Here is a 13,915-nt window from a genome sequence, read left to right as displayed (position 1 = left end):
ACCCGCTATTCCTTCGCCGGAACGGGCCCGCTCGTTCCCCGCACCACGAGTTTGGGGTCCAGCACCGCCTCCCTCGGCGGCAGTTCCCCGTTCTCCAGCCGTTCGACGGCGAAGCGGACCGCGTGCTCGGCCATGAGGAACGCGTCCTGGCGGACGGTGGTCAGGCCGAGCGGCATCAGGTGGGAGAGGTGGCTGTCGTCGTAGCCGACGACGGACAGGTCGCGCGGGACCTCGACGCCCGCCCGGGTCAGGGCCATCAGCAGCCCCATCGCGCAGCGGTCGTTGCCGGCGAGGACCGCCGTCGGCAGCGGCCGCCCGCTGTCGCGTTCGGCCAGCAGCAGCCGGCCGGTCTCGACGCCGGACTCCTCCGTGTGCTCACCGGGGATGACCCGCGCCTGGGCCTGAAGCCCGTGGCGGCGCATCGCGGCGCGGTAGGCACGCCGCCGCTCCGCCGAACCGGGGCCGCGTCCGCCGTCGATGTGCACGATCCGGCGGTGCCCCAGCTCCACCAGGTGGTCCATGGCCTGCCGGACGCCCTTCCCCTCGGCGGAGTGCACGAAGTCGACATGGGCGTGGGGCACCCGGCGGCTGATCGAGACGGCGACCGTGCGCTGCCCCAGCTCGGCGAGGTAGTCGGGTTCGGCGTCCGGGCCGAGCAGGATCACGGCCTCGCAGCGGTGACTGAGCAGCGCCTCGACCGCCTTGGCCTCGCTGCGGCCGTGGGTGGCCCCGGAGAGGAGGACGTCGTAACCGAGGCGTTCGGCCTCGGGGTAGATGCCGGTGATGAGGTCCGTGTGGAAGGTCTGCTGCACGGTGAACATCACGCCGAGCGTGCGGCTGCGGCCACGGGCCAGCAACCGGGCCGCACTGTCGGGCCGGTAACCGATCTCGTCGGCCACGCGCAGGACCCGTTCCCGCGTCTCCCGGCTGGCGCCCGCCTGGTTGCGGAAGATGATCGAGACGAGCGCGCGGGACACGCCCGCCTTCTCGGCGACGTCCGCCATCGTGGGCCGCTGCCTGCCCGATGCATCCACGTGTGAACCCACCCTCCGACGCCGACCACCTTACGGGGCGTCCCGCACGAGGTCCGCACGAGGACCCCGCAATCTCCCGGCAACAACCTATTGACATGACATTTGGACAGGGGTCATCGTACTCGAACTAGAGCGCGCTAGTAGAGCGCATCAGTTCACGCCCGCCCCCTTCCTCTCCCCGAAGGACCCTCACCATGGCAACGGCGCCAGCCCCGCTGCGTACGACCGTCGGCAACCTGTGCCTCGGCTCCGCCCCCGACTCCTGGGGCGTCTGGTTCCCCCAGGACGAGCACCAGGTGTCGTACACCCGTTTCCTCGACGAGCTCGTCCAGGCCGGATACGAGTGGCTGGAGCTCGGACCGTACGGCTATCTCCCCACCGACCCGCAGCGGCTGAAGGCCGAGCTGGACGCCCGTGGGCTGAAGGTCTCCGGCGGCACCGCGTTCGGCGCGCTGCACCGGCCCGAGACGTGGGACGAGATGCTCGCCCACGTCCGGCAGGTGGCCGCGCTGACCGCCGCCGCGGGGGCGCACCATCTCGTCTTCATCCCGCCGATGTACCGGGACGAGAAGACGGGTGCGTTCACCGAGTCGCCCGAGCTGACCGCCGAGCAGTGGGCCGGGTTCGGCCGGGCCGCCGACCGGCTGGGCCGGTTGCTGCTGGAGGAGTACGACGTACGGCTGGTCGTCCATCCGCACGCCGACAGCCACATCCAGACCCAGCCGGAGATCGAGCGGCTGCTCAACGAGTCCGACAGCCGCTACACGAACCTCTGCCTGGACACGGGGCACGTCGCGTACGGCGGTGGGGACAACCTCGATCTGATCCGCCGCTTCGGTGAGCGGGTCGGCTACGTGCACATCAAGCAGATGGACCCGGAGGTCCTGGCGCAGGTCGCGGCCGAGGACCTGTCGTTCGGCGAGGCCGTGAAGCGCGGGGTGTGCGTGTCACCGCCGGCCGGGGTGCCGAAGCCGGCCGATGTGGTGGCCGAACTCGCCGGGCTGGACGCGGAGTTGTTCGTAATCGTCGAGCAGGACCTGTACCCGTGTGCTCCCGAGGTGCCACTGCCGATCGCGGTCAGCACCCGTGAACACCTGGCCGGCTGCGGACTGTCGGGTACCCGGCGCCCGAACATCGACAGGTAAGGAGCGGCCATGGACGTCACGGACGACACGACACCGGCCTCCAGCCCACCCCCCGCCACCGCCGTCGCGGACGACGCCCCTCCGGCGGTCAGGCGGCGGCTGAGGCTGATCACGATCATCGCCACGTTCGGCGGTCTGCTCTTCGGCTACGACACCGGAGTCATCAACGGCGCCCTGCCCTACATGACCGAGGACCTCGGCCTGACCCCGGTCACCGAGGGCATGGTCACCAGCTCGCTGCTGCTCGGTGCCGCGCTGGGCGCGGTGACCGGCGGCCGGTTGTCGGACGCGCGCGGCAGGCGGCGCAACATCCTGCTGCTGGCCGTGCTGTTCTTCGTCGGCGCGCTCGGCTGCACGCTCGCCCCCACGACCGAGGTGATGATCGTGGCGCGGTTCGTGCTCGGTCTCGCGGTCGGCGGCGCGTCGGTGACCGTGCCGGTGTACCTCGCGGAGGTGTCCCCCGCCGAGCGGCGCGGCGCTCTCGTCACCCGTAACGAGCTGATGATCGTCAGTGGTCAGCTGCTGGCCTTCACGTCGAACGCGATCATCGCCCAGGTCGGCGGCGAGTCCGGCGGCGTGTGGCGCTGGATGCTGGTCATCGCCACGCTGCCGGCGGTGGTGCTCTGGTTCGGCATGCTGGTGATGCCGGAGAGCCCCCGCTGGCTGGCCTCCCAGAGCCGCTTCGGGGAGGCCCTCGAAGTGCTCAGGCAGGTGCGGTCGCAGGCCCGGGCCGAGGCCGAGCTGAAGGAGGTGTCCGCGCTCGCCGTCAAGGACGAGCAGGCGAAGCTCGGCGGCTGGCAGGACATGAAGAGCACGCCGTGGGTGCGCAAGCTGATGTTCGTCGGGTTCGGCATCGCGATCGTGCAGCAGATCACCGGCGTCAACACGATCATGTACTACGGCACGCAGATCCTCACCGACGCCGGTTTCGCCGCCGACAGCGCGCTGACGGCGAACATCGCCAACGGCGTGATCTCGGTGCTGGCCACCTTCGTCGGCATCTGGCTGCTGGGCCGGGTACCGCGCCGCCCGATGCTGATGACCGGTCAGGCCGGCACGACGGTCGCCCTGTTGCTGATCGGTGTCTTCTCCCTGGTCCTGCCCTCGGGTGACGCACGGGCGTTCGCGGTGCTCGCCATGACGGTCACGTTCCTCGCCTTCCAGCAGGGCGCGATCTCGCCGGTGACCTGGCTGATGCTGTCGGAGATCTTCCCGATGCGGATGCGCGGCTTCGGCATGGGGATCGCGGCGGTGGTGCTGTGGCTGACCAACTTCGTGATCGGGCTGGTCTTCCCGTCCCTGGTCTCCGGGATCGGGATCTCCAACACCTTCTTCCTCTTCGTGGTGGCGGGCCTGCTGTCCCTCGCCTTCGTCAAGCGCTACGTCCCCGAGACCAAGGGCCGCACCCTCGAGAGCCTCGAAGCCGAGCTCCGCACCCGCTTCTCCTGACCCCCTTCGAAGGAAACGACCATGACCGTACGTGTAGGCGTCATCGGCGCCGGAATGATCGGCCAGGACCACATCCGGCGGCTCACCGAGGTCGTCACCGGGGCGTCCGTGACGGCCGTGACCGACATCGACGCCGGCCGCGCCGCCGAGGTGGCGGCCCGGGCCGGCGCCACCGCGCTGCCCACCGGTGCGGAGCTGATCGCCTCCGGGGACGTGGACGCCGTCCTCGTCACCTCCTGGGGGCCCACCCACGCCGAGCACGTCCTGGGCGCGATCGCGGCCGGCAAGCCGGTGTTCTGCGAGAAGCCCCTGGCCACGACCGCCGAGGACTGTCTGCGGATCGTCGAGGCCGAGCGGGCGCACGGCCGCCGCCTGGTGCAGGTCGGCTTCATGCGCCGCTTCGACGCCGGCTACCGCCAGATGAAGGAGGTCCTGTCCACCGGCTCGCTCGGGGCCCCGCTGATCGTGCACTGCGCCCACCGCAACCCGACCGTGCCGGAGTCGTACCACTCCGCCATGGCCGCCCAGGACACCGCCGTGCACGAGATCGACGTGCTGCGCTGGCTGCTCGACGACGAGATCGTCTCCGCGCAGGTGGTCACCCCACGCGCCACGAGCAAACGCTTCGCGCATCTCGAGGACCCGCAGATCATGATCTTCGAGACATCCGACGGCGTCCGGATCGACTTGGAGGTCTTCGTCAACTGCCAGTACGGCTACGACATCCAGTGCGAGGTCGTCGGCGAGGACGGCCTGGTCCGGCTGCCCGACCCGGCGGCCGTCGGGATCCGCACCGCCGCCCGGCACGGCACGGGTGTCCTCCAGGACTGGAAGGACCGGTTCGCGGAGGCCTTCGACACCGAGTTCCGCGAGTGGGTCGCAGGCGTGGCCGCCGGCGCCGAGCCCACCGGCCCGTCCTCCTGGGACGGTTACGCCGCCACCGTCATCACCGACGCCGCCGTCCGGTCCCTGGAGACCGGCGGCGGGACCGTCACCGTCGACATGAAGCCCCGCCCCGCGTTCTACGGAGGGACCGCGTGAAGATCGCCCTTGACCCCTATATGTTCCGCGCCCTGCCGATCGACGAGATGGTGCGCACGGTCGCCGAACTCGGCTACGAGTACATCGAGTTGTCGCCGCGCGCGGAGTTCATGCCGTTCTTCCTGCACCCGCGTGCGGACGACGCGCGGGTGGCTGAGCTGAAGCAGTCGCTGCGCCGGCACGGTGTCCGGCTGTCCTCGGTGCTGCCGCTGTACAAGTGGTCCTCGCCGGACGAGACCGAGCGGCAGGCCGCCGTCCGCTACTGGAAGCGGATGATCGAGATCACCGTCGACCTCGAATGCCCGCTGATGAACTCGGAGTTCAACGGCCGTCCGGAGCACGCCGCCGAGAGCGAGGCCGCCTTCTGGCGCTCGCTGGAGGAACTGCTGCCGGTGTTCGAGCGCGAAGGCATCGCTCTGAACCTGGAAGCGCACCCGGACGACTTCTGCGAGGAGAACACCCCCGCCGTCGATCTCGTCCGCGCGATCAACAAGCCGTGGGTGAACTACCTGTACTGCGCCCCGCACTCCTTCCACCTCTCCGGGGCCTCGGAGGTCGGCGCCGACATCGCGGCGATGATGCGCTACGCCGGTGACAAGCTCCAGCACGTGCACATCGCGGACTCCTTCAACCACAAGGGTTCGTCCGGCCTGCGCTACATCCTCAACCCGCCGGGCACGCCGGCGCGGATCCACCAGCACCTCGACATCGGCCAGGGCGAGGTCGACTGGGACGCCTTCTTCGGCACGCTGCGCGATCTGGGCTTCGACGGTGTCGCCACGTCCTGTGTCTTCGCCTGGGAGGAGCGGGCCCGGGAGTCGTCGGCGTTCATGCTGGACCGCATCCGCAAGGAGCTCGCCGCGTAGGCGGACACCCCCTGAAACCTCCGGCCGGGGCCCCCACTGCGGGAGGGCCCCGGCCGGAGTCCCTGTCAGGAACTCGTGAGGACGACGAGCTGCCGGGTCGCCCGGGTCATCGCGACGTAGTGGTCGACCGCTCCCTCGATGCCCGTGCCGAAGTCCTGTGGGTCGACGAGGACGACCAGGTCGAACTCCAGCCCCTTCGAAAGCTCCGGGGGCAGCGAACGGACCCGGGGCGAAGCCGGCCGGAACCCGGGATCGCCGATCACACAGGCGATCCCGTCCGCGTGGTCGGCGAGCCAGCGGTCGAGGACGGAGTGCAGCTCCGCCGTGGATCCGTACACGACGGGAACGCCGCCGCTGCGGATCGAGGTCGGCACGTTGGCGTCCGGCAGCGCGGCCCGGATGACCGGCTCCGCCTCCGCCATGATCTCCTCCGGCGTCCGGTAGTTGATGCTCAGCGAGGCCAGGTCGACCCGGCCGAACCCGACCCGCTCCAGCCGCTCCCGCCACGACTCCGTGAACCCGTGCCGGGCCTGGGCACGGTCCCCGACGATGGTGAAACTCCGGGACGGGCAGCGCAGCAGCAGCATCTGCCACTCCGCGTCCGTCAGCTCCTGGGCCTCGTCCACGACGATGTGCGCGAACGGGCCTGCCAGCCGGTCCGGGTCGTCGGTGGGCAGGGCGGACTCGTCGACCAGGGAGTTGCGCATGTCCTGTCCGTGCAGCATGACCAGCACCCCTTCGCCGTCGTCGTGGGTGTGGGCCTCCAGCAGGTTGTCGATGACCCTGTCCATGCGTTCGCGTTCGACGGCGACGGCGGCGGCGTGCCGGCGCTTGCGCCGTGACGCCTCCGGGTCACCGAGCCGCTGCCGTGCCGCGTCCAGCAGCGGCAGGTCGGACACCGTCCAGGCGTGGGGATCCTCGCGCTGGAGCTTTCGCACGTCGTCGCGGCTGAGCCAGGGGGCGCACATCCGCAGATAGGCCGGTACCGACCACAGGTCTCCGACGAGATCGCTCGCCTCCAGCAGCGGCCAGGCGCGGTTGAAGGCCGTGAGCAGGTCCCTGTTCCGCGACAGCGACCTGCGCAGCAGGGCGGCCGGCGCGTCGCCCTCGTGCTTGTCCTCCAGGATCGTGAGCAGCTCCTCCCAGACCTGGCCGCGCGCGTCGTTGTGCGGGGTGCCGGGTTCCGCCGCCGCGAACGCCACGAGCCAGTCCTCGGCGCTGAGCCGGATGTCGGACCAGTGGGTCGTCACCGTCATGCCCTCGGCGGGCGGCTCCTCGTAGAAGGTGACGGCTTTCTCGATCGCCTTCACCATGTCCGCCGACGACTTCAGGCGCGCCACGTCCGGATCGGTCTCGACGGCCGCCTCGGCTCCCTCGGTGACGAGGTCCCGCAGGATGCAGGTCTGCACGCCCTCCTCGCCGAGGCTGGGCAGCACGTCGGAGACGTAGGAGAGGTAGGGCCGGTGCGGGCCGACGAACAGCACGCCGCCCCGGCGGTGGCCGAGCCGGGGGTCGGAGTAGAGGAGGTAGGCGGAGCGGTGCAGGGCGACGACGGTCTTGCCCGTTCCCGGACCGCCGTCGACGACGAGGGCGCCCCGTGAACCGGCGCGGATGATGGCGTCCTGGTCGGCCTGGATGGTGCCGAGCACGTCCCGCATCCGGGGCGAGCGGTTGGTGCCCAGACTGGCGATGAAGGCGGACTGGTCGTCGAGCGCGGCGTGCCCGACGGCTCCGTCCGCGGTGAACACCTCGTCCCAGTAGTCGCTGATCCGGCCGTCCGTCCAGCGGTAGCGGCGGCGGCTGGCCAGGCCCATCGGGTTGGCGTGGGTGGCTCCGAAGAACGGCTCGGCCGCGGGGGAACGCCAGTCGACCAGCAGCCGGCGCCCCTCGCTGTCGGTGAGGCCGAGTCGTCCCACGTACACGGGCTCGGGGTCGTCGACGCCGGCCATGTGCCCGAGGCACAGGTCCAGGCCGAAGCGCCGCAGTGCCCGCAGACGGGCGGTCAGCCGGTGGATCTCGGCGTCCCGGTCCATCGCCTGCCGGCCCTTCCCGCCGGGCGCCTTGCGCTCGGCGGCCAGGCGGTCGGACAGCTCGGCGATCGACTGTTCGAGACGGGCGGCGATGGCGGCGAAGTGCCGCTCGTCCCGGGCGATCAGCGCCGGGTCGGCTTTGTGCGCGAGGCGGTCGGGAAGGTCGAACGCGCTGGTGGTCAGGGGGGTCACGTCATGCTCCCGTATCCGCAGGTCCTGGTAGGCCGGACAGTCTGCGGCACAGAGGGGGCCTTGCCGCAAGGCCCCCTGTCTGCTATAGGTTGAGAGTGGCAAGGAGAGGACTCCTTGCCTTTCTTGTTTCTGAGCGGGCTCCGCCCGGCCCCGATGTCACACCGGTCCGGGTGCCGTCATCCAGCGCCACTGGGTGAACTCCTCCAGGCTGGCCGTGCCGCCGATGCGGGAGCCGTTGCCGGAGATCCCCACGCCTCCGAAGGGGGCGTTCGCGGCGTCCTTGGCCGAGACGTCGTTGATGTGGACCATGCCGGTGCGCAGTTGCTCCGCGACGGCGGTCGCCCTCGGTACGGAGCCGGAGTGCACGGCGGCCGTCAGGCCGTACGCGGTGTCGTTGGCGATCTCGACGGCCTCCGCCTCGCTGTGAAAGGGAATGACAGGGGCGACGGGACCGAAGATCTCCTCGGTGAACGCGGGCATGGCCCGGTCGACGTGGTCCAGGACGGTGGGTGGGTAGAAGAGCCCGTCGCGTCGGCCGCCCGTGAGCACCCGCGCCCCGCCGGCCACGCTCTCGTCGACGATGCGCTCGATCCTGGTGGCCAGCCGCTCGCTGATGATCGGGCCGACGCTGACGCCCTCCACGCGCGGGTCGCCGACGCGCAGGGTCCGCGCGTGCCCCACCAGCGCGGCGGTGTACGCCTCGACCAGGTCGGCATGGACCAGGTGGCGGCCGGCGGCGACGCACGCCTGTCCCTGATATCCGAAGGTGCTCACGGCCCCGGCCAGGGCGGCCGCGTCCACATCGGCGTCCTCCAGCACGACGAGCGAGTTCTTGCCGCCGAGTTCCAGCGCGACCCGCTTCAGTCCCTCACCCGCCACCCGGGCCACGTCGCGTCCGACCTCGGCGGAGCCCGTGAACGCGACCATGGCGACATGAGGGTCTGCCGCGACCGCCTGCCCGGTCTCCGTGCCGCCCGGCAGGACGTGCAGCACCCCGTCGGGGAGGCCGGCGTCCTCGAAGAGCCGCGCGACGAGGACACCCCCGGACACCGGAGTGAGGGGGTCGGGCTTGAGCAGCACGGTGTTGCCCAGCGCCAGTGCGGGTGCCAGCGCGCGCATCGCGAACAGGAGCGGCGCGTTCCAGGGGTTGATGACGCCGACGACGCCGAGCGGCACCCGCCAGGCCAGACTCGTTCCACCGGAGGCTTGCGGGGCCAGGACCTCGCCCCTGGGCAGGGACGCGAGTCCCACGGCGTGCGTCAGTTGGGCGAGGGCGGCGTTGATCTCGTAGTCGCCCTTGGCGGGGACGCCGGCTGACTCGCGGACGATCCAGTCGCGGACCGTGGCGCTCTGCTCACGCAGCGCCGATGATGCGCGCAGCAGGACCTCGATACGGTCGGAAGGAGCTGCCGCGGCCCACTCTCCGGCGGCCCGGGCGGCCCGGGCGCCGGCCCGAGCGACGTCTGCGGGGGAGGCGACGCCGATTTCTGCCAGCGCGTGTCCCGTGGCCGGTTCGATCACCTGGCGTGTGCCGCCCCCGGATGTGCGCCAGCCCGCGCTGTAGATCCTCCCGGCCCACTCGGCCGGGTCCGGCCACCTCTTGCCGTTGCCAGTCATGGGCGCCCTCCGTCCGGGGTCGGTGCCGCCATCCTGACATGAGGACCCATTCACGCCGGTCTGTCACTCTTGTTGTCTAGTGTCGTAATAGTGATGGTGCGACGCACCTCGGATTCAGGGCGCTCCCGGGCAGCAGGCCTCAGGGCGGGATTGAGGGCAGATGACGTCATGATCGGATCCGCGTCCGCCTGGGACGACGGCCCGAGCGCTCGGCCGCAGGAACGTGTCGACGGTGCGGCGACGGCCAGGGTCGTCGTCGATGACCTCGGGGTCGTGACCGCGTGGAACGAAGGAGCGCGGCGGCTGCTCGGTTACCGGGCCCCCGAGGTGGTCGGCCGGAAGGCGGCCGTGCTCCTCGCGGACGCCGCTCCGATGGACGCGTTGAACTCGCTGACCGGTCTGCGGAGGTGGAGCGGGACGGCCACACTGCTGCACCAAGACGGTCACCGCCTGACCGTCGGGCTGCTAGCCCACCACCGGGAGGTCGACGGGGACGACTGGCTGCTGGTGTCACCGGTAACCCGGCCGGCACCCACGCCTGAGGACGACACGTTCCTGCGGCGCAGTTTCGCCCAGGCTCCCTACTCGATGGCTCTGTACGACACCGGGCTGCGGTTGCGGTGGGCGAACGCGGACATGGAACGCGTGATGGGCCTGTCCGAGCAGGAGATGCGCGGCCTGCGGGTGACGGAGATCGTCCTCGACCCGGAGAGCGAACGGGCCGAGGAGGGCATGCGCACCGCGCTGCAGACCGGTCGTCTCCAGGAGCTCGGAGCCGCGCTGCACCTCGCCGGCCATGAGCGGGAGAGCGTGTGGTCGGTGTCCCTCGTCCCGGTGCGGGGCTCCGACGGGCGACTCGAAGGTGTCCTGCTGTCGGCACACGACGTGACGGAGCAGCACCTCGCACGACAGCGACTCGTCCTGGTCAACGACGCCAGCCTGCGGATCGGCAGCACCCTGGACCTGCCCCGTACCGCTCAGGAACTCGCCGACGTGGCCGTCCCACGGTTCGCGGACTTCGTCACGGTCGATCTCCTGCCGGCGATCGAGGGGGGTGAGGATCCGCCGCAGGGTTCTCCGCACGGTCCGGTGATGCTGCGCCGGGTCGCCTGTCAGTCGGTGCTGGAGGGCTGCCCCGAAGCCGTGGTGCAGATCGGGACGGTGGCCGCCTATCCGGAGGGTTCCACCGCGGCGGTGTGCCTTGCCGCGGGGCAGCCACTCATCGAGCACATCACGCCCGCCGCCCTGGAGAATCTGGACCGGACGGCCCCGGAGCGGGCCGAACGCATGCGACGTTTCGGGTTCCACTCGGTGCTGGCGGTACCGATGCGTGCGCGTGGCCTCACCTTGGGAGTGGCCACGTTCTCCCGCCATCGCCGGCCCAAGCGCTTTGAGCAGGACGACCTGCTGCTGGCCCAGGAGATCACCGCTCGCGCCGCCGTGTGCATCGACAACGCCCGGCGGTACACCCGCGAGCGCGACACCTCCCTCACGTTGCAGAGCAGCCTGCTGCCGCAACGTCTCCCCGAGCAGGCGGCTCTCGATGTCGCCTCCCGTTACCGGCCCGCCAGCGCCCGGGCCGGTGTCGGCGGCGACTGGTTCGACGTCATTCCGCTCTCCGGTGCCCGGGTCGCCCTGGTCGTCGGTGACGTCGTGGGCCACGGCATCCAGGCCTCGGCGACGATGGGGCGGCTGCGCACCGCCGTACGCACGCTGGCAGATGTCGACCTTCCTCCCGACGAGTTGCTGACCCACCTCGACGACCTGGTCAACCATGTCGCCGGCGGTGGCGACACCGCGGATCCGCTCGGCGGTGACATCGGCGCCACCTGTCTGTACGCCGTCTACGACCCGGTCTCGCGCCACTGCACGATCGCCCGCGCGGGCCACCCCGTGCCGGCCCTCGTGACACCTGACGGCACTGTCGAGTTCCTCGACGTTCCGGCAGGCCCTCCCCTCGGCCTGGGCGGCCTGCCCTTCGAGTCGACCGAGGTCGAGCTGGCCGAGGGCAGCCTGCTCGTCCTCTTCACGGACGGGCTCGTCGAGGTCCGCGGCCGTGACATCGACGAAGGGATCGCCGCCATGCACGAGGTGCTGCGGCGACCGGCTCAGGATCTGGAGACCATGTGCGACGCCCTGTTGCGGACCCTGCTCGCGGATCGTCCCTCCGATGACGTGGCGCTCCTCGTGGCCCGCACCCGAGCCCTCGACGCCTCCCACGTGGCGACCTGGCGGGTGTCGCCGGACCCCGCCGCAGTCGCCGAGGTGCGCAAGGCCGCGTGCCGGCAACTGTCCGAGTGGGGCTTGGACGATGCCGTGTACGTCACCGAGTTGGTCGTCAGCGAACTGGTCACCAACGCCATCCGGTACGGTCGGCCTCCCATCGAGCTGAGACTGATCTACAACCGCGCCCTCGTCTGCGAAGTCTCCGACGGCAGCAGTACCGCGCCCCACCTGCGCCGGGCCCGTACCTTCGACGAGGGCGGACGCGGGCTGCTTCTCGTCGCTCAGCTCACCCAGGCTTGGGGGACCCGTCAGACCCCCAACGGCAAGATCATTTGGGCTGAACAGTCGCTTCCCGGCGACTGAGGTCCGCCGCCTGGACTCCCCCACGGCCGGTTCCGTATGACACGCTCTTCGGCGAGCGGGCGGCCGGGGAACGGCCGTCGGCTGTTCAGGGCACCGTGGAGAGGCGGCGGCATGCGCATAGGACTGCTCGGCACCGGACCCTGGGCGCAGCTGGCCCACGCACCCGCACTGAGCGGGCACGACGAGCTCGACTTCGCCGGTGTGTGGGGGCGTCGCCCGGAGGCCGCCAAGGAACTGGCCGAGCGGCACGGTGTCCGGGCGTACGACGACGTGGACGAGCTGTTCGCCGACGTGGAGGCGGTCGCCGTGGCGCTGCCTCCTGACGTGCAGGCCGAACTCGCCGCGCGTGCCGCGCGTGCCGGGTGTCATCTGCTGCTCGACAAGCCCCTCGCGCCGACGGTGGAACAGGGACGGGCCGTGGTGGAGGCCGCCGGGGAGGCAGGGGTCGCCTCGGTCGTGTTCTTCACGACCCGCTTCCAGCCCGGGCCGGCGGCGTGGATCGCCGAGCAGGCGGCGGTGCCGGGCTGGTTCACGGGGCGGGCGCAGTGGCTCGGGGCGGTGTTCACCAGCGAGAGCCCCTTCGCCACGCCGTGGCGGCGGGAGAAGGGCGCCCTGTGGGACGTCGGCCCGCACGCCCTGTCCGTGCTGCTGCCGGTGCTGGGCGACGTCCGGCGCGTGACGGCGGCGGCGTACGGCCCCGGGGACACGGCGCATGTCGTCCTCGACCACGCCGGCGGCGCGTCGAGCACCCTCACCCTGAGCCTGACGGCACCGCCGGCCGCGTCCGGTGCCGCCGTGGAGCTGCTCGGGGAGGCCGGGGCCGCGGTCCTGCCGGAGAGCTCCGACGGAGCGGTTCCCGCCCTGATGCGGGCCGCGGACGCCCTGCTCGCCGCCGCCAGGACCGGCCGCCCGCACGCGTGCGACGCGGCGTTCGGCCTGCGGGTCACGGAGATCCTGACGGCGGCCGACGACCTGCTGAACGACGGCGGGCGTTAGCCCTGGAGTACGGCCCGGCCCGGTTACTGCGCCGGGTCGAAGTTGAGCCGCTCCTTCACCACCGGGAAACCGGCCTTGGCGAAGTTCGCGGCCATGGGGAAGTTGCCCTGGTCCGTGGCGGCTGCGACGAAGTCCGCGCCCTGGTCGGCAAGGAAGTGCGTGCACTCGGCCAGCAGGTCGTAGGCGTAGCCGTGGCCGCGCTGGTCCGGCAGGACGCCGATGAAGCCGATGCACGGGCCCGAGGGGTTGTGGGCCGGGATGTGGATGCCGGCCATCTCGCCCCTCGGGGTGTACGCCACCTGCCACCACTCGCGCGGTGAGGGGCACCAGTGGAAGAAGTCGAGTTCCTCCTGGGCCGCCTGGTCGAGTCCGCCCTGTTCGATGGCCTTCAGCGCGTGGACGTCGAGGGTGACGGAGTGGATGCGGCGCAGCGCGTCGAAGAACACGGCGTCGTCCGGTTCGGCGCGGAAGGTGAGGCGCCCGGGCCGCTCGGGCAGGCCGCGGCCGGGGGTCCACCGGTACAGCAGGCGTTCCACCAGGAGGTCGTAGCCGGCCTTCCGTGCGGCGGTGGAGCGGGTCTCGGCCGCGGCGCGCAGGGCCGGGTCGTCGCGCCAGCCCGCGGGCAGGTTCAGTTCCAGTTCCACCTGCCAGGGGGCGGAGCGCAGGAGCGTGGCGCCCGCTTCCTCCTCGCCTTCCGCCACGTCGAACCAGTTGAGGTTGAGGGGCTCGGTGTCGTCGGGGCCGCCCCACCAGGCGCCGCGGGCCACGACCCTGCCGTGGCGCAGGGCCACCCGCTTCCAGTCGGGGCGATGCCGGGTCAGCCGGTGGCCCTCACGGGCGCCCAGCGGATCGGGCAGGGTGTCGAAGAGATCGGCGTCGCTCGCGTCGAGCGCGCGGATGACCACATCGGTCACGGAATTCCTCCGGGATGCATGGTGCGGAGAGCGCTCCCGGTG

Annotated in this window: 10 protein-coding genes; 6 read left to right on the top strand and 4 right to left on the bottom strand. The window is 71.4% G+C overall.

Translation table 11 applies throughout. From position 1 onward, the window contains the following. Nucleotides 1-5: 5 nt before the first annotated feature. On the bottom strand, nucleotides 6-1,004 hold the full coding sequence (locus ABFX81_RS35275) for a substrate-binding domain-containing protein (protein ID WP_086854422.1): 999 nt from the start codon (nucleotides 1,002-1,004) through the stop codon (nucleotides 6-8). Nucleotides 1,005-1,228: 224 nt separating this feature from the next. Here ABFX81_RS35275 and ABFX81_RS35270 point away from each other — a divergent pair, with 224 nt between their 5' ends. From ABFX81_RS35270 to ABFX81_RS35255, 4 genes are read left to right on the top strand one after another with little or no spacing between them, the layout of a single operon-like run. Next, the gene (locus ABFX81_RS35270) at nucleotides 1,229-2,179 is read left to right on the top strand and encodes a TIM barrel protein (protein ID WP_086854423.1); all 951 of its coding nucleotides are present in this window, start codon (nucleotides 1,229-1,231) and stop codon (nucleotides 2,177-2,179) included. Between the two features lie 9 nt (nucleotides 2,180-2,188). Further along, nucleotides 2,189-3,628, top strand: a complete 1,440-nt coding sequence (locus tag ABFX81_RS35265) for a sugar porter family MFS transporter (protein ID WP_086854424.1) — start codon at nucleotides 2,189-2,191, stop codon at nucleotides 3,626-3,628. Between the two features lie 21 nt (nucleotides 3,629-3,649). Further along, nucleotides 3,650-4,669, top strand: coding sequence for a Gfo/Idh/MocA family oxidoreductase (locus ABFX81_RS35260; RefSeq protein WP_086854425.1), 1,020 nt, complete (start codon nucleotides 3,650-3,652; stop codon nucleotides 4,667-4,669). Continuing rightward, nucleotides 4,666-5,535: a TIM barrel protein gene (locus tag ABFX81_RS35255; protein WP_086854426.1), complete on the top strand. Its 870-nt coding sequence runs from the start codon at nucleotides 4,666-4,668 to the stop codon at nucleotides 5,533-5,535. Before ABFX81_RS35260 ends, ABFX81_RS35255 begins: the two co-directional genes overlap by 4 nt. A gap of 65 nt (nucleotides 5,536-5,600) precedes the next feature. Here ABFX81_RS35255 and helR read toward each other — a convergent pair whose 3' ends face one another. Further along, entirely contained in the window at nucleotides 5,601-7,757 is a 2,157-nt protein-coding gene (gene helR / locus ABFX81_RS35250; RefSeq protein ID WP_346139204.1) for an RNA polymerase recycling motor ATPase HelR, read from the bottom strand. Between the two features lie 156 nt (nucleotides 7,758-7,913). Next, nucleotides 7,914-9,374 (bottom strand): aldehyde dehydrogenase family protein, encoded by a 1,461-nt coding sequence (locus tag ABFX81_RS35245; RefSeq protein WP_086850259.1) that lies wholly within the window; start codon nucleotides 9,372-9,374, stop codon nucleotides 7,914-7,916. 168 nt (nucleotides 9,375-9,542) lie between these two features. On the opposite strand from ABFX81_RS35245, the gene ABFX81_RS35240 reads away from it, so the two are divergent. Next, entirely contained in the window at nucleotides 9,543-11,963 is a 2,421-nt protein-coding gene (locus ABFX81_RS35240) for a SpoIIE family protein phosphatase (RefSeq protein WP_086850260.1), read from the top strand. Between the two features lie 111 nt (nucleotides 11,964-12,074). Further along, complete coding sequence (locus tag ABFX81_RS35235) at nucleotides 12,075-12,959, top strand: Gfo/Idh/MocA family oxidoreductase (protein WP_086850261.1); 885 nt, start codon at nucleotides 12,075-12,077, stop codon at nucleotides 12,957-12,959. A gap of 23 nt (nucleotides 12,960-12,982) precedes the next feature. Here ABFX81_RS35235 and ABFX81_RS35230 read toward each other — a convergent pair whose 3' ends face one another. Continuing rightward, entirely contained in the window at nucleotides 12,983-13,873 is an 891-nt protein-coding gene (locus ABFX81_RS35230) for a GNAT family N-acetyltransferase (protein WP_086850262.1), read from the bottom strand. Between the last annotated feature and the right edge of the window lie 42 nt (nucleotides 13,874-13,915).

It is taken from the genome of Streptomyces coeruleofuscus (assembly GCF_039532725.1).
Classification (GTDB): domain Bacteria; phylum Actinomycetota; class Actinomycetes; order Streptomycetales; family Streptomycetaceae; genus Streptomyces; species Streptomyces coeruleofuscus.
The sequence above is the reverse complement of the archived record's forward strand: the minus strand, read 5'-3'. Positions and strand labels throughout refer to the sequence as shown.

Bases quoted from the DNA above. Each gene is read 5' to 3' on its own strand.
- ABFX81_RS35275 (WP_086854422.1), bottom strand. From the start codon at position 1,004: ATGGCGGACGTCGCCGAGAAGGCGGGCGTGTCCCGCGCGCTCGTCTCG.
- ABFX81_RS35270 (WP_086854423.1), top strand. From the start codon at position 1,229: ATGGCAACGGCGCCAGCCCCGCTGCGTACGACCGTCGGCAACCTGTGC.
- ABFX81_RS35265 (WP_086854424.1), top strand. From the start codon at position 2,189: ATGGACGTCACGGACGACACGACACCGGCCTCCAGCCCACCCCCCGCC.
- ABFX81_RS35260 (WP_086854425.1), top strand. From the start codon at position 3,650: ATGACCGTACGTGTAGGCGTCATCGGCGCCGGAATGATCGGCCAGGAC.
- ABFX81_RS35245 (WP_086850259.1), bottom strand. From the start codon at position 9,374: ATGACTGGCAACGGCAAGAGGTGGCCGGACCCGGCCGAGTGGGCCGGG.
- ABFX81_RS35240 (WP_086850260.1), top strand. From the start codon at position 9,543: ATGATCGGATCCGCGTCCGCCTGGGACGACGGCCCGAGCGCTCGGCCG.
- ABFX81_RS35235 (WP_086850261.1), top strand. From the start codon at position 12,075: ATGCGCATAGGACTGCTCGGCACCGGACCCTGGGCGCAGCTGGCCCAC.